Origin of the sequence: Peptoclostridium litorale DSM 5388 (genome assembly GCF_900141635.1) — a bacterium.
GTDB lineage: Bacteria > Bacillota > Clostridia > Peptostreptococcales > Peptostreptococcaceae > Peptoclostridium > Peptoclostridium litorale.
The window spans coordinates 110,829-128,669 of the sequence record NZ_FSRH01000008.1 but is presented as its reverse complement, the minus strand read 5'-3'; the positions used below and the strand labels follow the sequence as shown (position 1 = coordinate 128,669).

Genomic DNA, 17,841 nt, shown 5'->3' with positions numbered 1-17,841 from the left:
ATACAATAAAAAGTCGAATTATGTAATCGTTTGCCAGAATAAGTAATTGACAACAATTTAAAAATCTCTTATTCTTATAAAGATTTATGTGTTTTTCAAATTAACCATTAATAAGAAAATTTAATAGTATATAGCTATAACATTAATCAAACCAACTAGTTCCAACACTTATATTTTGTACTGTTGTATAGTGACACTATTGAAACAAGTCTCATTACCAATAAACGGGTATGCAATTTCTTTGTAGTGACCAGTCTCATTGGGATATAAAAAAACAATTATTTTCGGGGGGATAGAAATGTTAAATAATTTTAAAATGAGAACGAAACTTGCAATTTTTGCGGGGATAATGATTGCAGCAATCGTCACAGTTGGACTTGTAGGATATTACTACAATTCAAAGGCGAATAGCGACATGACCACCATGTTTCACGACCGTCTAAAGCCAATAGGCCAGCTTAATGACGCACGCACACAGATAAAGGCTTTTGAGGCGGACCTTCTTAATCTGATTATGTCTTCTGAGCAAGAATATTTAGACAATATGAAAGTCTACAGTGAAAAAATCAGTGAAGACATAGCCAACTACGAAAATACAAAGCTCGATCCTTTCGAAGTGGAAGCTTTGAATCAGTTCAAGGAAAACAGAGAAAATTACCTGGAAGTTCATCCCAGGATAGTCGAGTTGGCTCAAAGCGGAAAAAGGGATGAGGCTTACGCACTGCTCAATTCCTCGAAAGGGCTTTTGGAAAACTATCAAACGAGTCTTCAAAAATTAGCTGAATACAACATGACTGTCGCGGATGAAATAAATGCTCAAAACGATAAGGATTACGTGGCTGTTGTAAGAAACATCCTAATGCTAATAGCCTTGGCGGTTGCTATGTCCCTAACAATTGCAGTTTTAATCACAAAGGCAATAGTGACGCCGCTTAATGCAGCAAAAGAATCCCTCAAAACAATTGCAGGCGGTGATTTAAGCAGTGAAATCTCTAAAAAACATATGGGATACAAGGATGAAATCGGCGAAATTTCAATTTCGATTAAACAAATGCAGGACTCACTAAAAAAACTAGTCGGCAGCATACAGGGCTCATCAGACACATTAAAAGGGTCTTCAGGGAATCTGTTAGTCATTACAAAAGAGACTTCTATGGCGATAAATAGCGTGGCTAAAGCTGTAGAAGAGATTGCGACGGCTTCGATGGAGGAGGCTAAGGACTCAGAGAAAATATCTGAAAAGACAAATGACCTAGGGTATAAAATCAAAGAAACAGATGATCTTGCGTCAAAAATGTTAGACCTTTCGATGAATACAAATAAGTTGAGCAAGCAAGGAATGGACATCGTCAAAACGCTTGATGAGAAAATGCTCCAAAACATAAACATTTCAAAAGAGGTGAATAAAGAAGTGCAGGACATGTACAATTTTTCCAAAAGCATAGAAACAACTGTAATATTGATTGACAATATTGCAAGTCAGACAAATCTACTGGCTCTAAATGCCAGCATAGAAGCTGCAAGAGCTGGAGAACAGGGAAGAGGATTTGCAGTAGTTGCGGAAGAAATCCGAAAGCTTTCAGATGAAACTGAAAACGCCACTAAAGATATTAAACAAATGGTAAGCACTATAGAGCAAAAAGCTCATACTGTTGTTTCCACAATGAATGATGTGAATGCAGTTGTTCAGCAGCAAGGAGCGGCTGTAAATGAAACAAAGGAAGTCTTTGAAAAAACTTCAGAGCTAATACAAAAACTTGTGGAATCGGTTGATTCAATCAAGGAGCATACGCAGGAAATAGACGAACATAAAAGTGACATAATAGAATCAATAACAAATATTTCTTCATTAATCCAAGAAACCACTGCATCAACAGAAGAGACATCGGCAAGCATGGAGGAACAATCTGCCGCGATTGAAGAAGTTGAATCGCATACGGAAAATCTTAATGGAGTAGCCGAAAAATTACATAAAGATATTAGCCATTTTAAAATTTAATGTAATTACACAGGTGTTGAATTTTGAATGCTAGCTTCCCCCTATGGCGTGTTATTTCAAGGGGCTAATCAGTTTCAGGGGAAATATTTTCCCTATAGTCAATCTGAAAAAGAAATCCAGCATAACAGACAACACTTCGAATTACCATAGTGAATTTGGAAATAACTATAGCTGATTGAGGTAAGAAATATGAATAAAAAACTAATATCTGAAAACAAAAAAAATAAGAAAACAATACATAAACTGTCGTACTATGACAGTCTCACTGGGCTATTTAACAGAGAATCTCTGTATATGCATTTAAAAAATCTGTGCCTTAATAAAGATGAATTCTCAGTAATATTTTTTGATATTGACAAATTGAAGGCCATAAATGACACTTTAGGATATTTTAACGGAGATAGAGTGATTAAAAAAATAGCAGCTATGTTGAGAGCTCTGGCATATGAAAACTGCAGGCTTTACAGGTGGGGCGGAGATGAATTTGTTTTTTTATTGAAAGAAAATAATTCATTGATGCGTGCGGAAAGCTTATCAAAAAAGATATTGAACCTGTTCGAATACCCAATAAAAATAAAAGATAATGAGCTTTTTATTACTGGAAGCATAGGTATAAGCAATTACCCCAAAGATGCAATAGATTTTGAAGGGCTGCTTAAAAAAGCGACTACAGCTCTGCATCATTCAAAAGACATGGGACGAAACAGTTATAGAGTACATGATGAAAGAATTTCTGAAAAAGCTCTGAATAAAGTGTTACTTGAAACAAAGCTTAGAGTTGCGCTATTGAAAGATGAATTCCATGTGTACTATCAGCCTAAGGTTAACATACGCAGTGGAAAAATCGTAGGGATGGAGGCCCTGGTCAGATGGATTGATTCTGAAGGCAGGATAATATCTCCTGCCGAGTTCATCCCAATAGCGGAAGAAACCGGCCTTATACAGAAGATAGGGGATATTGTATTAAAAAGGGCCTGCATGCAAACCAAAGCAATGGCAGACGAGGGGTATGATTTATGTGTCTCCGTGAACTTGTCGGCAAGACAGTTTGAAGATATGAATCTAATTGAAAAAATTGAGGAAGCTCTTAATCAGGCGAATTTGGAATCTAAGTACCTTGAACTGGAAATCACAGACAATACAATAATGAATACTTTGGATACATCAATAGAAATAATAAAAAAGATTAGAAAAAGAGGAATTAAAGTTTCGCTTGATGATTTTGGAACGGGATACTCTTCTTTGAATTATTTAGTGCAAATGCCAATTGACATATTAAAGATAGACAAGGTTTTTATAGACAAGAAGTTTGATGCAAAAAAGCAAAGAATCATTTTAGAATCAGTGATTTCACTAGCTAAAAAAATGGATTTGAAAGTCATCGCTGAAGGAGTGGAAAGATTACAGCAGTTAGACTTTTTAAAAAGCCAAGGCTGTGATGAATTTCAAGGCTACTATTTCAGCAGACCCCTACCGATAGAAGAGTTTAAGAGACTTCTTAATTACAACAGGAATATCTGTTTATCCCGAAAACATGCTGACTGCAGAACAACTAATAAAAATAGCTGACGATAAAATGTGTAAATGAGTCTGTCAATGTGAGCTTTTAGACCTTTCAATATCTACAGCATACTATCAAAACGTTGAAATCAATCCTTCTTTTAATGAAGTAGCAATTAAAATGCAATAGTAAGAGATATAGGTAATCCTCAATCCCTTACTATTGGTTTCCTGAGCACCTTTCCTTAGCGGCTGTGTTTTTTTAGATCACATTTGACTCTTATATTAAATATGGACACTACCGCACCAGAATAATATCCAAGGCATATATAAATGGCCTCACCTGTATTCCTTAATCTTTATTCCAGCGCAGCGCTTAGCTCCTTTATAAAAGGAATAACTCTTGCCTTCGCATCCCCCGCTTCAATGCCTTCTCCTATCTTTTCTATTATGGCGCTTCCGACTATAACGCCGTCGCAGATGTCTTTGACGTCTTTCACAGCATCAGGGCCAGATATTCCAAAGCCTATAGCAAGCGGGACATCCGTATGTTTTCTTACGCTTTCCATGAAATCTTCAAGTCCGCCGGAAAGCTCGCTTCTCTTTCCGGTCACTCCCTTTGATGATATGCAGTACACAAATCCTGTGGCATCCGACACTATCTTTTCTATCCTGTCCTCAGATGTCGGAGCCACAAGGGGTATCAGGTCTACTCCGCTAGTTTGGGTCAGCCCCAGCAGAATGTCCCTCTCCTCGTACGGAAGGTCCGGCACTATAAGCCCGTCGATTCCGCTTTCACAGCAGGCACTTATGAATTTTTCATCACCGTACCTGAAAACCGAATTGTAATATGTCATTATTACAAGCGGAATCTGTGTCTTTTCCCTTAGCCTTTTGACCATGGCGAATATCCCGTCTATATTGACTCCCTTCTCCAGCGCCTTTTCGGATGCAATCTGTATTACAGGCCCGTCCGCCACCGGATCGGAATACGGTATTCCAAGCTCCATTATGTCGATTCCTGCCTTTTCGCCTTCCATTACAAGCTCGTAGGTCTCTTCCAAATCGGGATATCCGCATGTCAGATAACCTATGAGCGCCTTTTTGTTTCTCTTTTTAATCTCTTCAAACTTTTTTGAAATCCTACTCGCCATGATCTTCCCCTCCCACTATGTCCATTATCGTGTTCATATCCTTGTCCCCTCTTCCCGAAAGGCACATTATTATTATCTCGTCCTTTTCAGTCTTCGGGGCCAGCTTTTTAAGGTATGCTACTGCGTGTGAACTCTCAAGGGCCGGTATTATCCCTTCGCTTCTTGTAAGGAGCATGAACCCTTCCACAGCCTCATCGTCTGTCACGGCCTCGTAGTGCGCCCTTCCAGTATCGTGGAAATTGGCGTGCTCTGGTCCTATTCCCGGATAGTCAAGCCCTGCCGATATTGAGTGGACCGGCATTATCTGGCCGTAGTCGTCCTGAAGCACGTATGTCATCATCCCGTGTATAACACCTATTGAGCCTTTCGAAATTGTGGCTGCGTGCTTGTCAGTCTCTATTCCAAGACCTCCTGCCTCAACCCCGTGCATCTTTACATTCTTGTCCTTTGCAAAAGGATAGAAAAGACCCATCGAATTGCTGCCTCCCCCTACGCATGCCACAAGGTGGTCCGGAAGCCTTCCCTCAATCTGGAGAATCTGCTCTCTGGCCTCGTCACCTATGACCCTTTGGAAATCCCTTACCATTGTAGGATACGGATGCGGCCCCACTACGGAGCCTATTACGTAGAAAGTGTCATCGACCCTTGCAACCCAGTTTCTAAGCGCTTCGTTTGTGGCGTCCTTGAGCGTTCCAGTCCCGGACGTCACCGAGTTGACCTTGCTTCCGAGCATTTTCATCTTGAAAACATTTAGGGACTGCCTCTGAACGTCCTCCTCTCCCATGTAAACCTCGCATTCAAGATTGAACATGGCGCACACAGTCGCTGTTGCAACCCCGTGCTGCCCCGCCCCGGTTTCGGCTATTATCCTCTTTTTGCCCATTCTCATTGCAAGAAGCACCTGACCCAGCACGTTGTTTATCTTGTGCGCCCCCGTGTGGTTGAGGTCCTCCCTCTTGAGGTATATCTTTCCTCCCCCCAGCTCCCTCGTAAGGTTTTCCGCAAAATAAAGCGGATTGGGCCTTCCTGTATACTCCTTGAGGTAGTACCTGTACTCCTTCATGAAGCTCTCGTCGTTTATGGCCTTTTCATATTCCCCTTCAAGCTCTATAAGTGCGTTCATAAGTGTTTCAGGAACGAACTGCCCTCCGAATTTCCCGAATCTCGACTTCTTGTTTTGATCTTTCATGTTATCCCCTCGCATTCATAATAAGTTTTTTTATCTTCTCAAAATCCTTGTGTCCATCTGTCTCGACCCCGCTGCTTACGTCAACAACATGGGGCTTTACCGTCTCTATTGCCTCTTTGACGTTTTCGGGAGTTATCCCTCCGGCGAGTATTGTAAAAAATCTACTGCTCATGCCCTTTGCCGCTTTCCAGTCAAACCTCTTTCCCGTACCACCGAAACTCCCCTTGCAGCAGGTGTCAAGAAGCACACCAAAATCCTTGTACTGCTCAATATCCTTAAAATTTATAAAACAGACCTCATCGGCATCTCCATCTGTTTTTCCGCCGGCATATTCAGTGCCAGGCAGTCCAAAGCTCTTCCATACCTCATAGCCCGCAAGCTTTTTGCAGTAGTCCAAATCCTCGCTTCCGTGAAGCTGAATCACGTCAAGCCTGCAAACCCTTGCGGTTTCGAGTAGGTTTGGGATGGATTCGTTTACAAACACTCCCACCTTTTTTATCCCGGGCTTTAGTCCGGCTATGAGTTTTGCCGCATCCTGTGTGCTTATTCTCCTTTTGCTCTTTGCAAACACAAAGCCAACATAATCCGGCATGAGCTCGTTAACATATTCAATGTCCACGCTTCTCGTAAGCCCGCATATCTTTATCTTTGTCAACTCACTCACCCTTTAGCTCCTTCACCTTGTCCGCTATTGATCCAGACTCCATTATGGACTGGCCCACAAGCACCGCATCTGCACCCATGTCATGCACGCTTTTCGAATCTTCTCCCGACATTATTCCACTTTCGCTTACGACGATCTTGTCTTTTGGAATGTGCTTTATGAGCTCCGCCGTCTTTGATATGTCCGTTTTAAAAGTGGAAAGGTCCCTGTTGTTTATGCCTATTATCTGGGCTCCTGCGCTTATGGCCTTTTCCACCTCTTCTATAGTATGGGTTTCCACAAGGCAATGAATGCCGATCCCTTTTGCTATTTCATAAAATTCTGCCAGCTGATCCTTCGTAAGTATTGACGCTATAAGAAGTATTGCGTCGGCTCCCATGGCCCTCGATTGGTATATCTGGTACGGATCTATTATGAAGTCCTTTCTCAGCACCGGCACAGATACTATATCCCTTACGGTTTTAAGGTACTTTGGCTTCCCGAGGAAAAAATCCTCCTCGGTTATCACCGATACAGCATCGACACCCGCCTTTTCATACTCTCTTGCTATCTGTTCCGGATCGAAATCTTCCTTCATAACACCTCTTGAAGGCGACGCCTTTTTAACCTCTGCTATGAGTGATATACCTCCTCTTTCAATCGCCATTTTGAAATCCCTGCACGGGCCCATGGATTCTATCTTCAAAAGCAGCTCCTCAAGGGGCTTCTTTGATTTTTCCTCCTGTACCCTCTGTTTTTTCCTGTCCACTATTTTTTGAAGTATCACTGCCTTAACCTCCTTGTGAGCTTCGCGAATTTTTGAAGCTTTTCAAGTGCAAGCCCCTTGTCTATTACATCTTTTGCGATTTCAACGCCTTCGCCCATGCTTCCCGCCTTTTTCCCGACATATATCGCGGCTCCTGCGTTTAGAAGCACTATGTCCCTTTTGGCTCCCCTCTTGCCGCTTAAAATGTCTTTAATGATCTGTGCGTTTTTATCAGCGTCCCCGCCCTGTATGTCTTCAATGCCCGATAGTTCCATTCCAAAATCCTCCGGGCTTATTGTATAACTTTTGATCTTTCCGCCCTTGAGCTCGCTTACATGTGTGGAGGTAGTTATGCTTATCTCGTCAAGCCCGTCATCTCCGTGGACGACAAGCGCCCTTTCACATCCCATGTCCCTCAATGCCTCTGCGAATGTCTGCGTAAGGCCACGCTCGAACACCCCCAGCACCTGTCCCTGCACTTTCGCTGGATTCGAAAGCGGTCCGAGCATGTTGAATATAGTCCTCATGCCAAGCTCTCGTCTTACACCCATTACATTTTTCATAGCCGAGTGGAATATTGGCGCGAACATAAATCCCAGTCCGAGCTCCATGGCGCATTTTCGAACCCCCTCCGGGCCGAGGTCCACTTTTACTCCAAGGCTCTCAAGCACGTCCGCACTTCCGCATCTGCTTGAAACCGACCTGTTGCCGTGCTTTAGCACCGTTACTCCGGCGGCCGCGGCTATAAACATCACTGCCGTCGAGACATTGAACGTTCCAAGGGCGTCTCCCCCCGTACCGCATGTGTCTATTGCGTATTGTCCTCCAATATCTACCTTAAGGGACTTTTCCCTCATCACCTGCGCACCTGCACTTATCTCGTCTGCCGTTTCGCCTTTTATCTTGAGAGCCGTGAGAAAAGCCCCTATCTGGGCACCCGGTGCCCGTCCTTCCATTATCTCTTCCATGACCTGCACCATCTGATCGTGCTCAAGATCCTCTCCCAATACAAGTTTTTCTATTGCAACTTTTATCATGTCCATCCCCCCTTATTTTCCTTGTCAAAACCCCAATATCCCCCAAATCACGTCTGCATTTTGCTAATTTCAATGAAGTTTTCAATCATTTTCTTTCCATATGCCGTCCCAATGGACTCCGGATGAAACTGAACCCCGTATATTGGATATTCCCTGTGCCTCAGCCCCATTATCTGGCCTTCGTCGTCCCTTGCAGTTACTTCGAGCTCTTCGCCTATGGAGGCCGTCTCCACTATAAGCGAGTGGTACCTCATTACCTCCGCAGGGCTTTCAATCCCTGTGAACAGCCCTTTCCCGTCGTGCTTTATAAACGTGGCCTTTCCATGCTTGGTCTCTTTCGCATGAACTATCCGCCCTCCGAATGCCTCTCCTATTGCCTGGTGTCCAAGGCACACGCCGAGTATGGGAATCTTCCCGCCAAACCTTCTTATCACCGCCATGGATATTCCTGCATATACCGGATATCCCGGCCCTGGCGATATTATTATGCTGCTTGGCTTCATCTTTTCAATATCGTCAAGGGTGATCTCGTCATTTCTGAACACCTTGACATCCTCGTCTATCTCACCTATATACTGGTACAAATTGTATGTGAAAGAATCGTAATTGTCTATTATAAGTATCACTGCTCATTCCCCCTTGAAATGTCTATTGCCTGCACAAGCGCCTGGGCCTTTCTGAGTGTCTCGTTGTATTCCGAAAGCGGATCAGAATCCGCCACCACTCCGGCTCCCGCCTGTATGTGCGCCTTGCCGCCCTTGAAGACTATTGTCCTTATGGCTATGCACGTATCCATGTTTCCGTTGAACCCGAAGTAGCCTATTGCCCCCGCATATACTCCCCTTTTCTTGGATTCAAGCTCGTCTATTATCTGCATTGCCCTCACCTTTGGAGCCCCTGAAACGGTTCCCGCTGGAAGGCAGGCCCTTAACGCATCGAACATGTCGCACTCGTCTTTCATAGTTCCTATCACATTTGAAACTATGTGCATTACGTGGGAATATCTTTGCACCTCCATAAAATTTGTAAGCTCCACTGTCCCGAATTTTGATATCCTGCCTATGTCGTTTCTCGCAAGGTCCACAAGCATCATGTGCTCAGCCCTTTCCTTTTCGTCTGCCAAAAGCTCACTTGCGTTGGCATCGTCCTCGGCCTTAGTCTCTCCCCTCGGCCTTGTCCCCGCTATGGGACAGGTTTCAAGTTTCCCAGATACGGCCTTTACAAGAAGTTCCGGGGAGGATCCTACAATCTGGTAGTCGCCGTAGTCTATATAGTACATGTATGGAGAAGGGTTTAGCGTCCTAAGCGTCCTGTAGACGTCAATCGGATGTATGTCGGTCTCAACTTGAAGCCTTTGCGATAGTACGACTTGGAATATGTCTCCGTCTTTTATATACTCCTTTGCCCTTAACACTTTTTCCATGAAAGTTTCCCTGGTCTCGCTGCTGGAATACTCCAAAAGCTTTTTGACAACTTCTTTCCCGCTTTGCAGAGGCTCCGGCTTTTCTATCTCTGTGCTTATATCGCTTAGCCTATTCTCTGCGTATTCATATATTCTATCTGCCCGATCTTTTCCACCGGCACTTTCACACGCCATTTCATCCAGAGGAATGTTTATTATTATCTTTATCTTCTGTCTCTCATGGTCATATGCAACCATCTCTTTTGCGACCATAAGGTGGACATCGGGCATTTTGAAATCGTCTTCTCCCGGCTCTCCAAGCTTTTCACAAGTTCTCACAAAATCGTATCCGATATACCCTACTGCCCCTCCTGTAAAGTCTACTGAAGCCTCGTCCTCTTTGACTCCATACTCGCCTATGACATCCCTTATTATCTGAAGGGGACTGCCGCTTTTCACCTCAGTATCTCCGTCCTTTTGTATCTCTACCCTCTCGCCGTAAGCCTTTATTTGCATGAATGGGTTTCTTCCGATGTACGAATATTTTCCCCATTTTCCCTTTTCAACGCTTTCAAGCATATATGTGTTTTCACCCTTACATAACTTTTTGAATATTGAAACTGGAGTGTGCAAATCCCCCTCCATCTCCATTGTGAATGTCGCCAGCTTTGCATTATTTATCGTTTCCCTGAACTGCTCTAAACTTGGATAAATCATATTCCCACCCTTTCACAAATCTAATATAAAAACGCCCTTATCTAATTTTTTCCCCACTAAATTGTAATATTCTTATTTTCTATGCTTGCAATTTGCCTTACAGAGTCCATGAGGTGCTTGAATTTTTCTGGTTTTAATGACTGTGGTCCGTCGCACAGTGCATTTTCCGGGTCATTGTGAACCTCTATGATGAGTCCATCTGCACCTACTGCTATTGCTGCCTTAGCAAGAGCTTCAACCATCCAGTAATGGCCTGTGGCATGGCTCGGATCAACAATAACAGGAAGATGGCTAAGTCGCTTTATAACGGGAATTGCACTGAGATCAAGAGTGTTTCTTGTGTATGTCTCAAATGTCCTTATGCCCCTTTCGCATAGTATTACATCGTTATTTCCTTCTGCCATAATGTATTCTGCAGACATTATCAGCTCTTCGACGCTTGACGAAAGTCCTCTCTTCAAAAGAATAGGCTTGCTTGTCTTTCCGACTGCCTTAAGCAGTTCGAAGTTCTGCATGTTTCTTGCGCCTATTTGTATTACGTCAACATTTTCCTCGAAAATATCAATGTGATGAGCAGACATTATCTCAGTTACTATAGGAAGGCCCGTGACCTTTTTTGCCTCTAATAAAAGCTCAAGCCCTTCTTCCCTGAGCCCTTGGAAGCTGTACGGTGACGTCCTCGGCTTGAATGCCCCTCCTCTTAGCATAGCTGCTCCAGACTCTTTTACCTTGACTGCAATGTCTATTATCTGCTCCCTGCTTTCAACTGAACAAGGGCCTGCAATTACCGCTATGTTACCTCCTCCGATTTTTTTACCATTAACATTTACAATCGTGTCCTCTGGTTTGAAAAGCTTGTGCGCCTTTTTAAAAGGTTCCTGTATATTCACTACTTTTTCAACATTTCTATCTGCCTGTATAATGTCCGAATCTATATTGCTTGTATCTCCAATAAGACCAATTATGTTGTAGCTTTCTCCCTCTACCTCATGGACAGCGCATCCTAAGCTCTCCATCTTTTCCTTTATTTTTTCAATATCTTTTCTTGCCGTCCCAGGCTTCATAACTATCACCATCGCAAACCCCCCTTTATTTTTTCAGATAATAAAATAACCTTTTTCAAATTCCCTGTATAATAAAATTACCCATCAAATTATATTTTTCAATATATATAATATAAAAATAAAAAAAACGCACCCCATCCCATAAAAGGGACGAAGTGCGTATGTCTTCGCGTTGCCACCCTGATTAGATTTGTATTACCCTGCCATAAAGCTTTTGCGCTGCTTGTAAATAAAAAAAGACACCCCATCCATATATGATATTCATATAGGACGAAATGTCATCATTCCGCGCTGCCACCTATTTTAGAAGGTATTACCCATCTCTCTTTACAGATACGGAAAACAAACCTTGTACATATACTGTCTATAAAAAAGCCTAAGCTCAACAGTCGGCCTGTCTCGATACCCTGCCCCTATAACGTGAGGCACACGGCTGGCGATACTCTCATAAGATTTCACACCGCTTCTCCTGGAACCATTCAACAAGAACATTGACACCGGTCTCTCACCAACACCGGCTCGCTTGGACAACATTTCAAGCCTACTCTTTCCAATCACAGAATTTAAAATTAGTATTATTAATTTGATTATTAATATTCGTATTGTTGTTATTGAACAATTTATCACGGCAGTTTTTCTTTGTCAAGTAATTTTTCATAAGAAATCTCCCTCCAAACCCCTCTGGCCCTTGTGTTGCCTATAAAATAATACTTTTCAAAATATTTTGCCAATCGTGAATATATACTGTCAATGGAAAGAATGCAGAAATATCAACCCATTTGCTGCTGATATGAATCATCACTGGCATATCTGTTAAAAAATTCAAAACAGGTATTGAAATCCAAAAGTAAATGTAGTACAATTAGACATGTATTAATATACAACATTTTGCATGTTAATACTTTATGAAATTATTTTTATTATAGGTTGTTGAACAACTATTTTTTCCAGAATAAAAATGCTGTATTTTGTATGTTAAAAGTCTTTTTATAAAAAACAATTCTAAACCTGTAATGCAGAGAATCAACCAAATTAACAATTTACAAATTTGGTTATTCAACAAGTTATATTAAAATAAGATATTTTTATACGAACGAAGGGAGTGGTCTGATGGTTTTCGTTTGAGAATTAACAAACATAAAGTCCTCAAGCTGCAATCCAGGTACAAAGAATTGGCAACGTCAAAATTGCAGGGTTTTATCAGTGTGTCATCAAAATACAAACTGCAAACACCGTTGATATTTTATAACCATCAATAAAAAACAGCTTGTAATCGTATGTATTTGTTAAAACATTAATTATGCAGCTTGTGCCCCCCTATGAAAAGTGTTCGAAATTCAGTGCTATTTGAAATCAAAAATCAATTATATGTACGAATTCACAGATATATAGTCAAAAAAATAACCCTGTGTTGCAGTTTATATCTTGTGAACAAATATATTTAAAAATTTAAGAAAGAGGTGTTGAATATGGTAGTTACAAATACGGAAGATTTGGAATTGCTCAAAAAAATAGACAGTGTTAGAGAAGCTCAGAAGAAATTTTCAAAATATACTCAAGAAGAAGTCGACGAGATTTTCAGAAGAGCTGCAATGGCCGCAAATAATTCAAGAATCAAACTTGCAAAGATGGCAGCGGAAGAGACAGGCATGGGGCTTGTGGAAGACAAGGTTATAAAAAACCACTTTGCTTCGGAATATATTTACAATAAATACAAGGATGAAAAAACTTGCGGAATCATTGAAAAGGACGATTCATTCGGCATTACAAAAATTGCGGAGCCTATAGGCATTATTGCAGCAGTCGTTCCTACGACAAACCCAACGTCAACTGCAATATTCAAGACTCTTATAGCTTTAAAGACCAGGAATGGAATGATACTGTCGCCGCATCCAAGAGCAAAAAAATCGACAATATAGGCGGCTAAAATTGTACTGGATGCAGCAGTTGAAGCCGGAGCGCCAGAAGGGATTATAGGATGGATAGACAAGCCGTCACTAAACAGTTCGCAGTGCCTTATGAGAGAAGCTGACCTGATTCTAGCCACTGGAGGCCCGGGAATGGTCAAGGCAGCTTATTCATCAGGTAAACCTGCAATAGGCGTAGGCGCCGGGAATACACCGGCAATAATAGATGAAACTGCTCCTATAAAAACAGCAGTAAACTCAATACTTCTTTCGAAGAGTTTCGATAACGGAGTTATATGCGCATCTGAACAGTCTGTAATAGTTGCAGAAAAGATATATTCAATGGTTAGGAAAGAATTTGAAGACAGAGGGGCTTACCTGCTGAAAAAAGACGAAATTGACAAAGTGAGAAAAGTGATACTTGTAAATGGAGCGCTAAACGCAAACATAGTTGGCCAGCCAGCACACAAGATAGCTCAAATGGCAGGAGTTAAGGTGCCTGAGGAGACTAAAGTCCTTATAGGTGAAGTCAGCTCTGTAGAACGCGAAGAGCCGTTTTCACACGAAAAGCTCTCACCAGTACTAGCCATGTACAAGGCTAAAAACTTTGACGAGGGACTTAAAAAGGCAGTAAGACTTGTCGAGCTTGGCGGCTTTGGACATACATCTTCACTGTACACCAATCCGGTTAAATCAAAAGAAAATGTGGAAAAATTCAGCTCAGCTATGAAAACGGGAAGAACAATAATAAACATGCCTTCATCTCAGGGTGCTATAGGCGATATATACAACTTCAAGCTGGATCCTTCATTGACACTGGGCTGCGGTTCATGGGGTGGTAATTCCGTGTCTGAAAACGTTGGAGTCAAGCATCTTTTGAATATTAAGAACGTGGCTGAGAGGAGAGAAAACATGCTTTGGTTTAGAGTGCCGGAGAAGGTTTATTTCAAATACGGTAGTCTTGGAGTTGCTCTAAATGTACGAGCATCCACAAGTGAAATTTGAAGATCTTGCCATGAGATTCATGGACATAAGAAAAAGAGTATATTCATTCCCTAAGATGGGCGATAAAGCCATGCTTGTAGCAGTGCCAACTTCGGCGGGTACAGGTTCAGAGGTTACTCCTTTTGCGGTTATCACCGATGAGAAAACAGGCCACAAATATCCTCTTGCAGACTATGCAATAACTCCTAACATGGCTATAGTAGACGCGGAGCTTATGATGAATATGCCAAGAGGATTGACAGCAGCTTCTGGAATAGACGCCTTGACGCATGCCATAGAAGCATATGTATCAGTGCTTGCTTCGGAATACACTAATGGAATGGCTCTGGAGGCAATGAAATTGATATTCGAATATTTGCCTCAGGCATACAATAACGGCTCAAACAACATAAAGGCGAGAGAAAAAATGGCTCACGCTTCAACTATGGCCGGTATGGCTTTTGCCAATTCATTCCTGGGAGTTTGCCACTCTATGGCCCACAAGTTGGGTGCTCAACACCATGTAGCACATGGTGTTGCCAATGGACTTTTGATTAACGAGGTCATCAGATTCAACGCGGTGGACAATCCAAGAAAACAAGCGGCATTCCCGCAGTACAAGTATCCAAACGCCAAGTGGAGATATGCTAGTATTGCCGACTACCTAAACTTGGGCGGAGTTACCGAAGAGGAAAAGGTAGAGCTTCTGATCAAGGCAATAGATGAATTAAAAGCCAAGGTAGACATGCCAAAGACTATAAGCGAAGCGGGAGTTTCTAAACAAAAATTCTATGCAACTTTAGATGAAATGAGCGAGCAGGCATTTGACGATCAGTGTACAGGCGCCAATCCAAGATATCCACTGATAAGCGAACTTAAACAAATGTATATAAATGTATTTGAATAATCCATCAAACAGAATATGACAACATTATTGTACAGCCACTTGTAAGACATGGTATAGGCAATGCCTGCTTCATATGCTTTGTCGGCTAATGAATCAGGCGCCGTTATACCCTGAAAGTGTATAATTTTGATTTGCATGTGAAATACAAAGTAACTCTGTCCAACGGAAATGAAGTTTTTATCCACGATGACTTATGAATGTGTAAAAACCCAATTTATAGAGGAGGTAATTTGTATGATAAAAACTGTTAAAAAAATGATGACGGAATATTACGACGAGCAAAGCCATTTCACAGGAAGATTCAAAAACAGCAATTCGAAGTCGGACTCCCCCGCTAAAATTTCTGGGAATCTAACTAAAACATATCCCGATAAAAACGAGTATGTTAAAGACTCCAAAGAAAAATTATAGTAGTTTTGCGTGCTATTTAGCATTTGACACTATGCAGTTTTATTCTGGAGCCTCAAACACTTGAATATAAAATAACTAAAGGGGTGTAGTTATGAGGAAATGTTTAATATTCAAAAGAAAAATTATATCTGCGATAGTAGTTGATTGGTTCTATCTAACACGTGAGAATACTGAGCATATCTTGTTGGAGCCAAAAGCCCCTATGGAAAAAACTTCTAGCTGTCACGAAAAAAGAATCGACTTGATATCACGAATACTTTCATTCACTTGATATAAGTGAAATTGTTTGAACTTATACTTCCGCAACACTTCAAACAGCTTATGCATCAAGGGATTGAACCAATCATTTCCTTTACAGCTCATTTTAATCCCGAGGGAGAGTCCATGGTTAAATTTGAAAATTTCTTAAAAAAAGCAAAAACCAACATTAAAAAATTCAACTGTGATTCAAAGATCAAAAATATCAGTGAAAACAATCGTATATACAAATCAGAGGATATACAAATGCATATATGACTAGGCTATTTTTTATTAATGGCTATAGCTACCCATATCAAATAGACAGCACAGCAATAAAAACTTGATTAAGCGGCCTCAGTCCTAAATTCCATATGCCTGAGGCCGCTTAATCTTTTTTGTAGTATATCAGTGTTTTATAAATTCGCTATCATTTTCACGCAAAAGTGGTATAATTAGGTTGGTCCGCATGCGGTCTTGCAAGCAACACAAATACTATACTTACAGAAGGTGATACAGTGATACTTTGGACTTTTTACGTGACAATTCTACTTACTCTGTTTGCAGGCTATATGAGCAAAAAGCTTGTAAAGGACTCAAAGGATTTTTTGATAGGCGGGGGCCGTCTGGGGACAGTGGGAGTTACCAGCATGCTCATGGGAGCAATAATAGGCGGGGCATCCACCGTAGGCACAAGCCAGATGGCGTTCGAACGCGGGCTCGGGGCGATATGGTTTACACTCGGCCTTAGCATATCCAGCATTGTGCTTTACTTTTTTTACGGGAAACTCACCGAAAAAAAGGAGTTCATGACGGTTACGGGCGTCATAGGCAAATTCTTTGGCGACAGGGCTAAAACCGCGGCCTGCACAGTTCTTTGCCTTGGCATGTTCATACATATAAACGGGCAGGTGCTCGCATCGGTTTCAATATTCAGCTCGGTTTTAGATTTCGACATACACATATCCGCTCTTATAGTTTGCGCTTTGATAGGAGGATATGTAATATTCGGCGGATTTTGGGGCGGGACCATAGTTGGTGGAATAAAGACGGTTCTTCTTTACTCCACAAGCATAGTCTGCGGGATGTACTTGCTTTTTGAATATGATTTCATACCACTTGCAGCTATGAGCTTTTCCCCTGATCCGTGGTTTAACCCTTTTTCAAACGGATTTTTAAAGGACCTGTCGCTTCCGATTTCGACGGTTCTTGGGGTGACATGCACCCAGATTTATTTCCAGTCTGTAATGTCTGCAAGGGACAAACATGTCCTCAAAAGAAGCTGCCTGCTTACAGCATTCATGATACCTCCTATAGGGCTTGTGTGCACAATGATAGGCATGTACATGAGGACAGTTTCTCCGGACATTGCCGCAAGGGACGCGTTTGTGCTGTTTGTAACAAATAATACCCATCCTGTAGTGGCGGGGCTTTCGATAGCTGCTGTTTTAATATCTTCAGTGGCCACCGGGGCGGGGCTTGCACTTGGCATAACCACGATATGCTCGAGGGATGTTATATCCCCCATGTTTCCTTCTAGGAGCGACTCCCAAAGCATAAGGTCCATGCGAATCATGATAGCCATTATAATTTCAGCCATTTATTTCATAGTCGTTTCAAACGACAATTCAATGATTTTAAGCTGGGGATTCCTCTCAATGATTTTCAGAGCGACTCCAGTATTCGTGCCTGTGCTCGTTGCACTTTATTTTCCGGATTCCATATCGAGGCGCCACGAGAGCATTTATGTCATAATAGGGCCTATATTAAGCATAGCTTGGATACTCCTTGGGCTGGACAATATAAGCTCAATATATGTGGGGATACTCGGATCGCTCTCATACGCATTTTTAAGGGCTAAGACAAAAAAAAGCAAATCCGCTCAGACCAATACTTGCATGTAAAAGCCCGGGGAATATTCCCC

Annotated in this window: 12 protein-coding genes, 1 pseudogene and 1 other annotated feature; of the genes and pseudogenes, 5 read left to right on the top strand and 8 right to left on the bottom strand. The window is 41.8% G+C overall.

What is annotated here, in order from left to right:
- Positions 1 to 298 precede the first annotated feature (298 nt).
- Both BUQ87_RS09130 and BUQ87_RS09125 read left to right on the top strand, forming a co-directional pair.
- Complete coding sequence (locus tag BUQ87_RS09130; protein WP_038262988.1) at positions 299 to 1,999, top strand: methyl-accepting chemotaxis protein; 1,701 nt, start codon at positions 299 to 301, stop codon at positions 1,997 to 1,999.
- Positions 2,000 to 2,188: 189 nt separating this feature from the next.
- Positions 2,189 to 3,568, top strand: a complete 1,380-nt coding sequence (locus BUQ87_RS09125) for a putative bifunctional diguanylate cyclase/phosphodiesterase (protein WP_052635982.1) — start codon at positions 2,189 to 2,191, stop codon at positions 3,566 to 3,568.
- 290 nt (positions 3,569 to 3,858) lie between these two features.
- Here the strand turns inward: BUQ87_RS09125 and trpA are convergent, their stop codons facing one another.
- Genes trpA through aroF form a run of 8 tightly spaced genes read right to left on the bottom strand, consistent with a single transcriptional unit; the run spans position 3,859 to position 11,483 of the window.
- Complete coding sequence (trpA, locus tag BUQ87_RS09120) at positions 3,859 to 4,653, bottom strand: tryptophan synthase subunit alpha (RefSeq protein ID WP_038262991.1); 795 nt, start codon at positions 4,651 to 4,653, stop codon at positions 3,859 to 3,861.
- The gene (gene trpB, locus BUQ87_RS09115; protein ID WP_038262993.1) at positions 4,643 to 5,842 is read right to left on the bottom strand and encodes a tryptophan synthase subunit beta; all 1,200 of its coding nucleotides are present in this window, start codon (positions 5,840 to 5,842) and stop codon (positions 4,643 to 4,645) included. The genes trpA and trpB overlap by 11 nt, the downstream gene beginning before the upstream one ends.
- Position 5,843: 1 nt before the next feature.
- The gene (locus BUQ87_RS09110; protein WP_330391313.1) at positions 5,844 to 6,506 is read right to left on the bottom strand and encodes a phosphoribosylanthranilate isomerase; all 663 of its coding nucleotides are present in this window, start codon (positions 6,504 to 6,506) and stop codon (positions 5,844 to 5,846) included.
- Positions 6,499 to 7,272 carry an indole-3-glycerol phosphate synthase TrpC gene (gene trpC / locus BUQ87_RS09105; protein ID WP_038262998.1) on the bottom strand — a complete coding sequence of 258 codons (774 nt, stop codon included), beginning with the start codon at positions 7,270 to 7,272 and terminating at the stop codon, positions 6,499 to 6,501. Before trpC ends, BUQ87_RS09110 begins: the two co-directional genes overlap by 8 nt.
- Positions 7,269 to 8,288 (bottom strand): anthranilate phosphoribosyltransferase, encoded by a 1,020-nt coding sequence (trpD, locus tag BUQ87_RS09100; protein ID WP_038263000.1) that lies wholly within the window; start codon positions 8,286 to 8,288, stop codon positions 7,269 to 7,271. Before trpD ends, trpC begins: the two co-directional genes overlap by 4 nt.
- 47 nt (positions 8,289 to 8,335) lie before the next feature.
- On the bottom strand, positions 8,336 to 8,914 hold the full coding sequence (locus tag BUQ87_RS09095; protein ID WP_038263003.1) for an anthranilate synthase component II: 579 nt from the start codon (positions 8,912 to 8,914) through the stop codon (positions 8,336 to 8,338).
- Positions 8,911 to 10,407, bottom strand: coding sequence for an anthranilate synthase component I (gene trpE / locus BUQ87_RS09090; protein WP_038263005.1), 1,497 nt, complete (start codon positions 10,405 to 10,407; stop codon positions 8,911 to 8,913). The genes BUQ87_RS09095 and trpE overlap by 4 nt, the downstream gene beginning before the upstream one ends.
- Before the next feature lie 56 nt (positions 10,408 to 10,463).
- The gene (gene aroF, locus BUQ87_RS09085; RefSeq protein WP_038263008.1) at positions 10,464 to 11,483 is read right to left on the bottom strand and encodes a 3-deoxy-7-phosphoheptulonate synthase; all 1,020 of its coding nucleotides are present in this window, start codon (positions 11,481 to 11,483) and stop codon (positions 10,464 to 10,466) included.
- Between the two features lie 251 nt (positions 11,484 to 11,734).
- Positions 11,735 to 12,038: a binding site (T-box leader), on the bottom strand.
- Between the two features lie 902 nt (positions 12,039 to 12,940).
- On the opposite strand from aroF, the pseudogene BUQ87_RS15775 reads away from it, so the two are divergent.
- From BUQ87_RS15775 to BUQ87_RS09075, 3 genes and pseudogenes are all read left to right on the top strand, one after another.
- Positions 12,941 to 15,269 (top strand): annotated as a pseudogene (locus tag BUQ87_RS15775) (bifunctional acetaldehyde-CoA/alcohol dehydrogenase).
- A 234-nt stretch (positions 15,270 to 15,503) separates the two neighbouring features.
- Positions 15,504 to 15,680, top strand: a complete 177-nt coding sequence (locus tag BUQ87_RS15240; protein ID WP_159434308.1) for a hypothetical protein — start codon at positions 15,504 to 15,506, stop codon at positions 15,678 to 15,680.
- A 755-nt stretch (positions 15,681 to 16,435) separates the two neighbouring features.
- Complete coding sequence (locus BUQ87_RS09075) at positions 16,436 to 17,821, top strand: sodium:solute symporter family protein (RefSeq protein WP_038263011.1); 1,386 nt, start codon at positions 16,436 to 16,438, stop codon at positions 17,819 to 17,821.
- Positions 17,822 to 17,841: the final 20 nt, after the last annotated feature.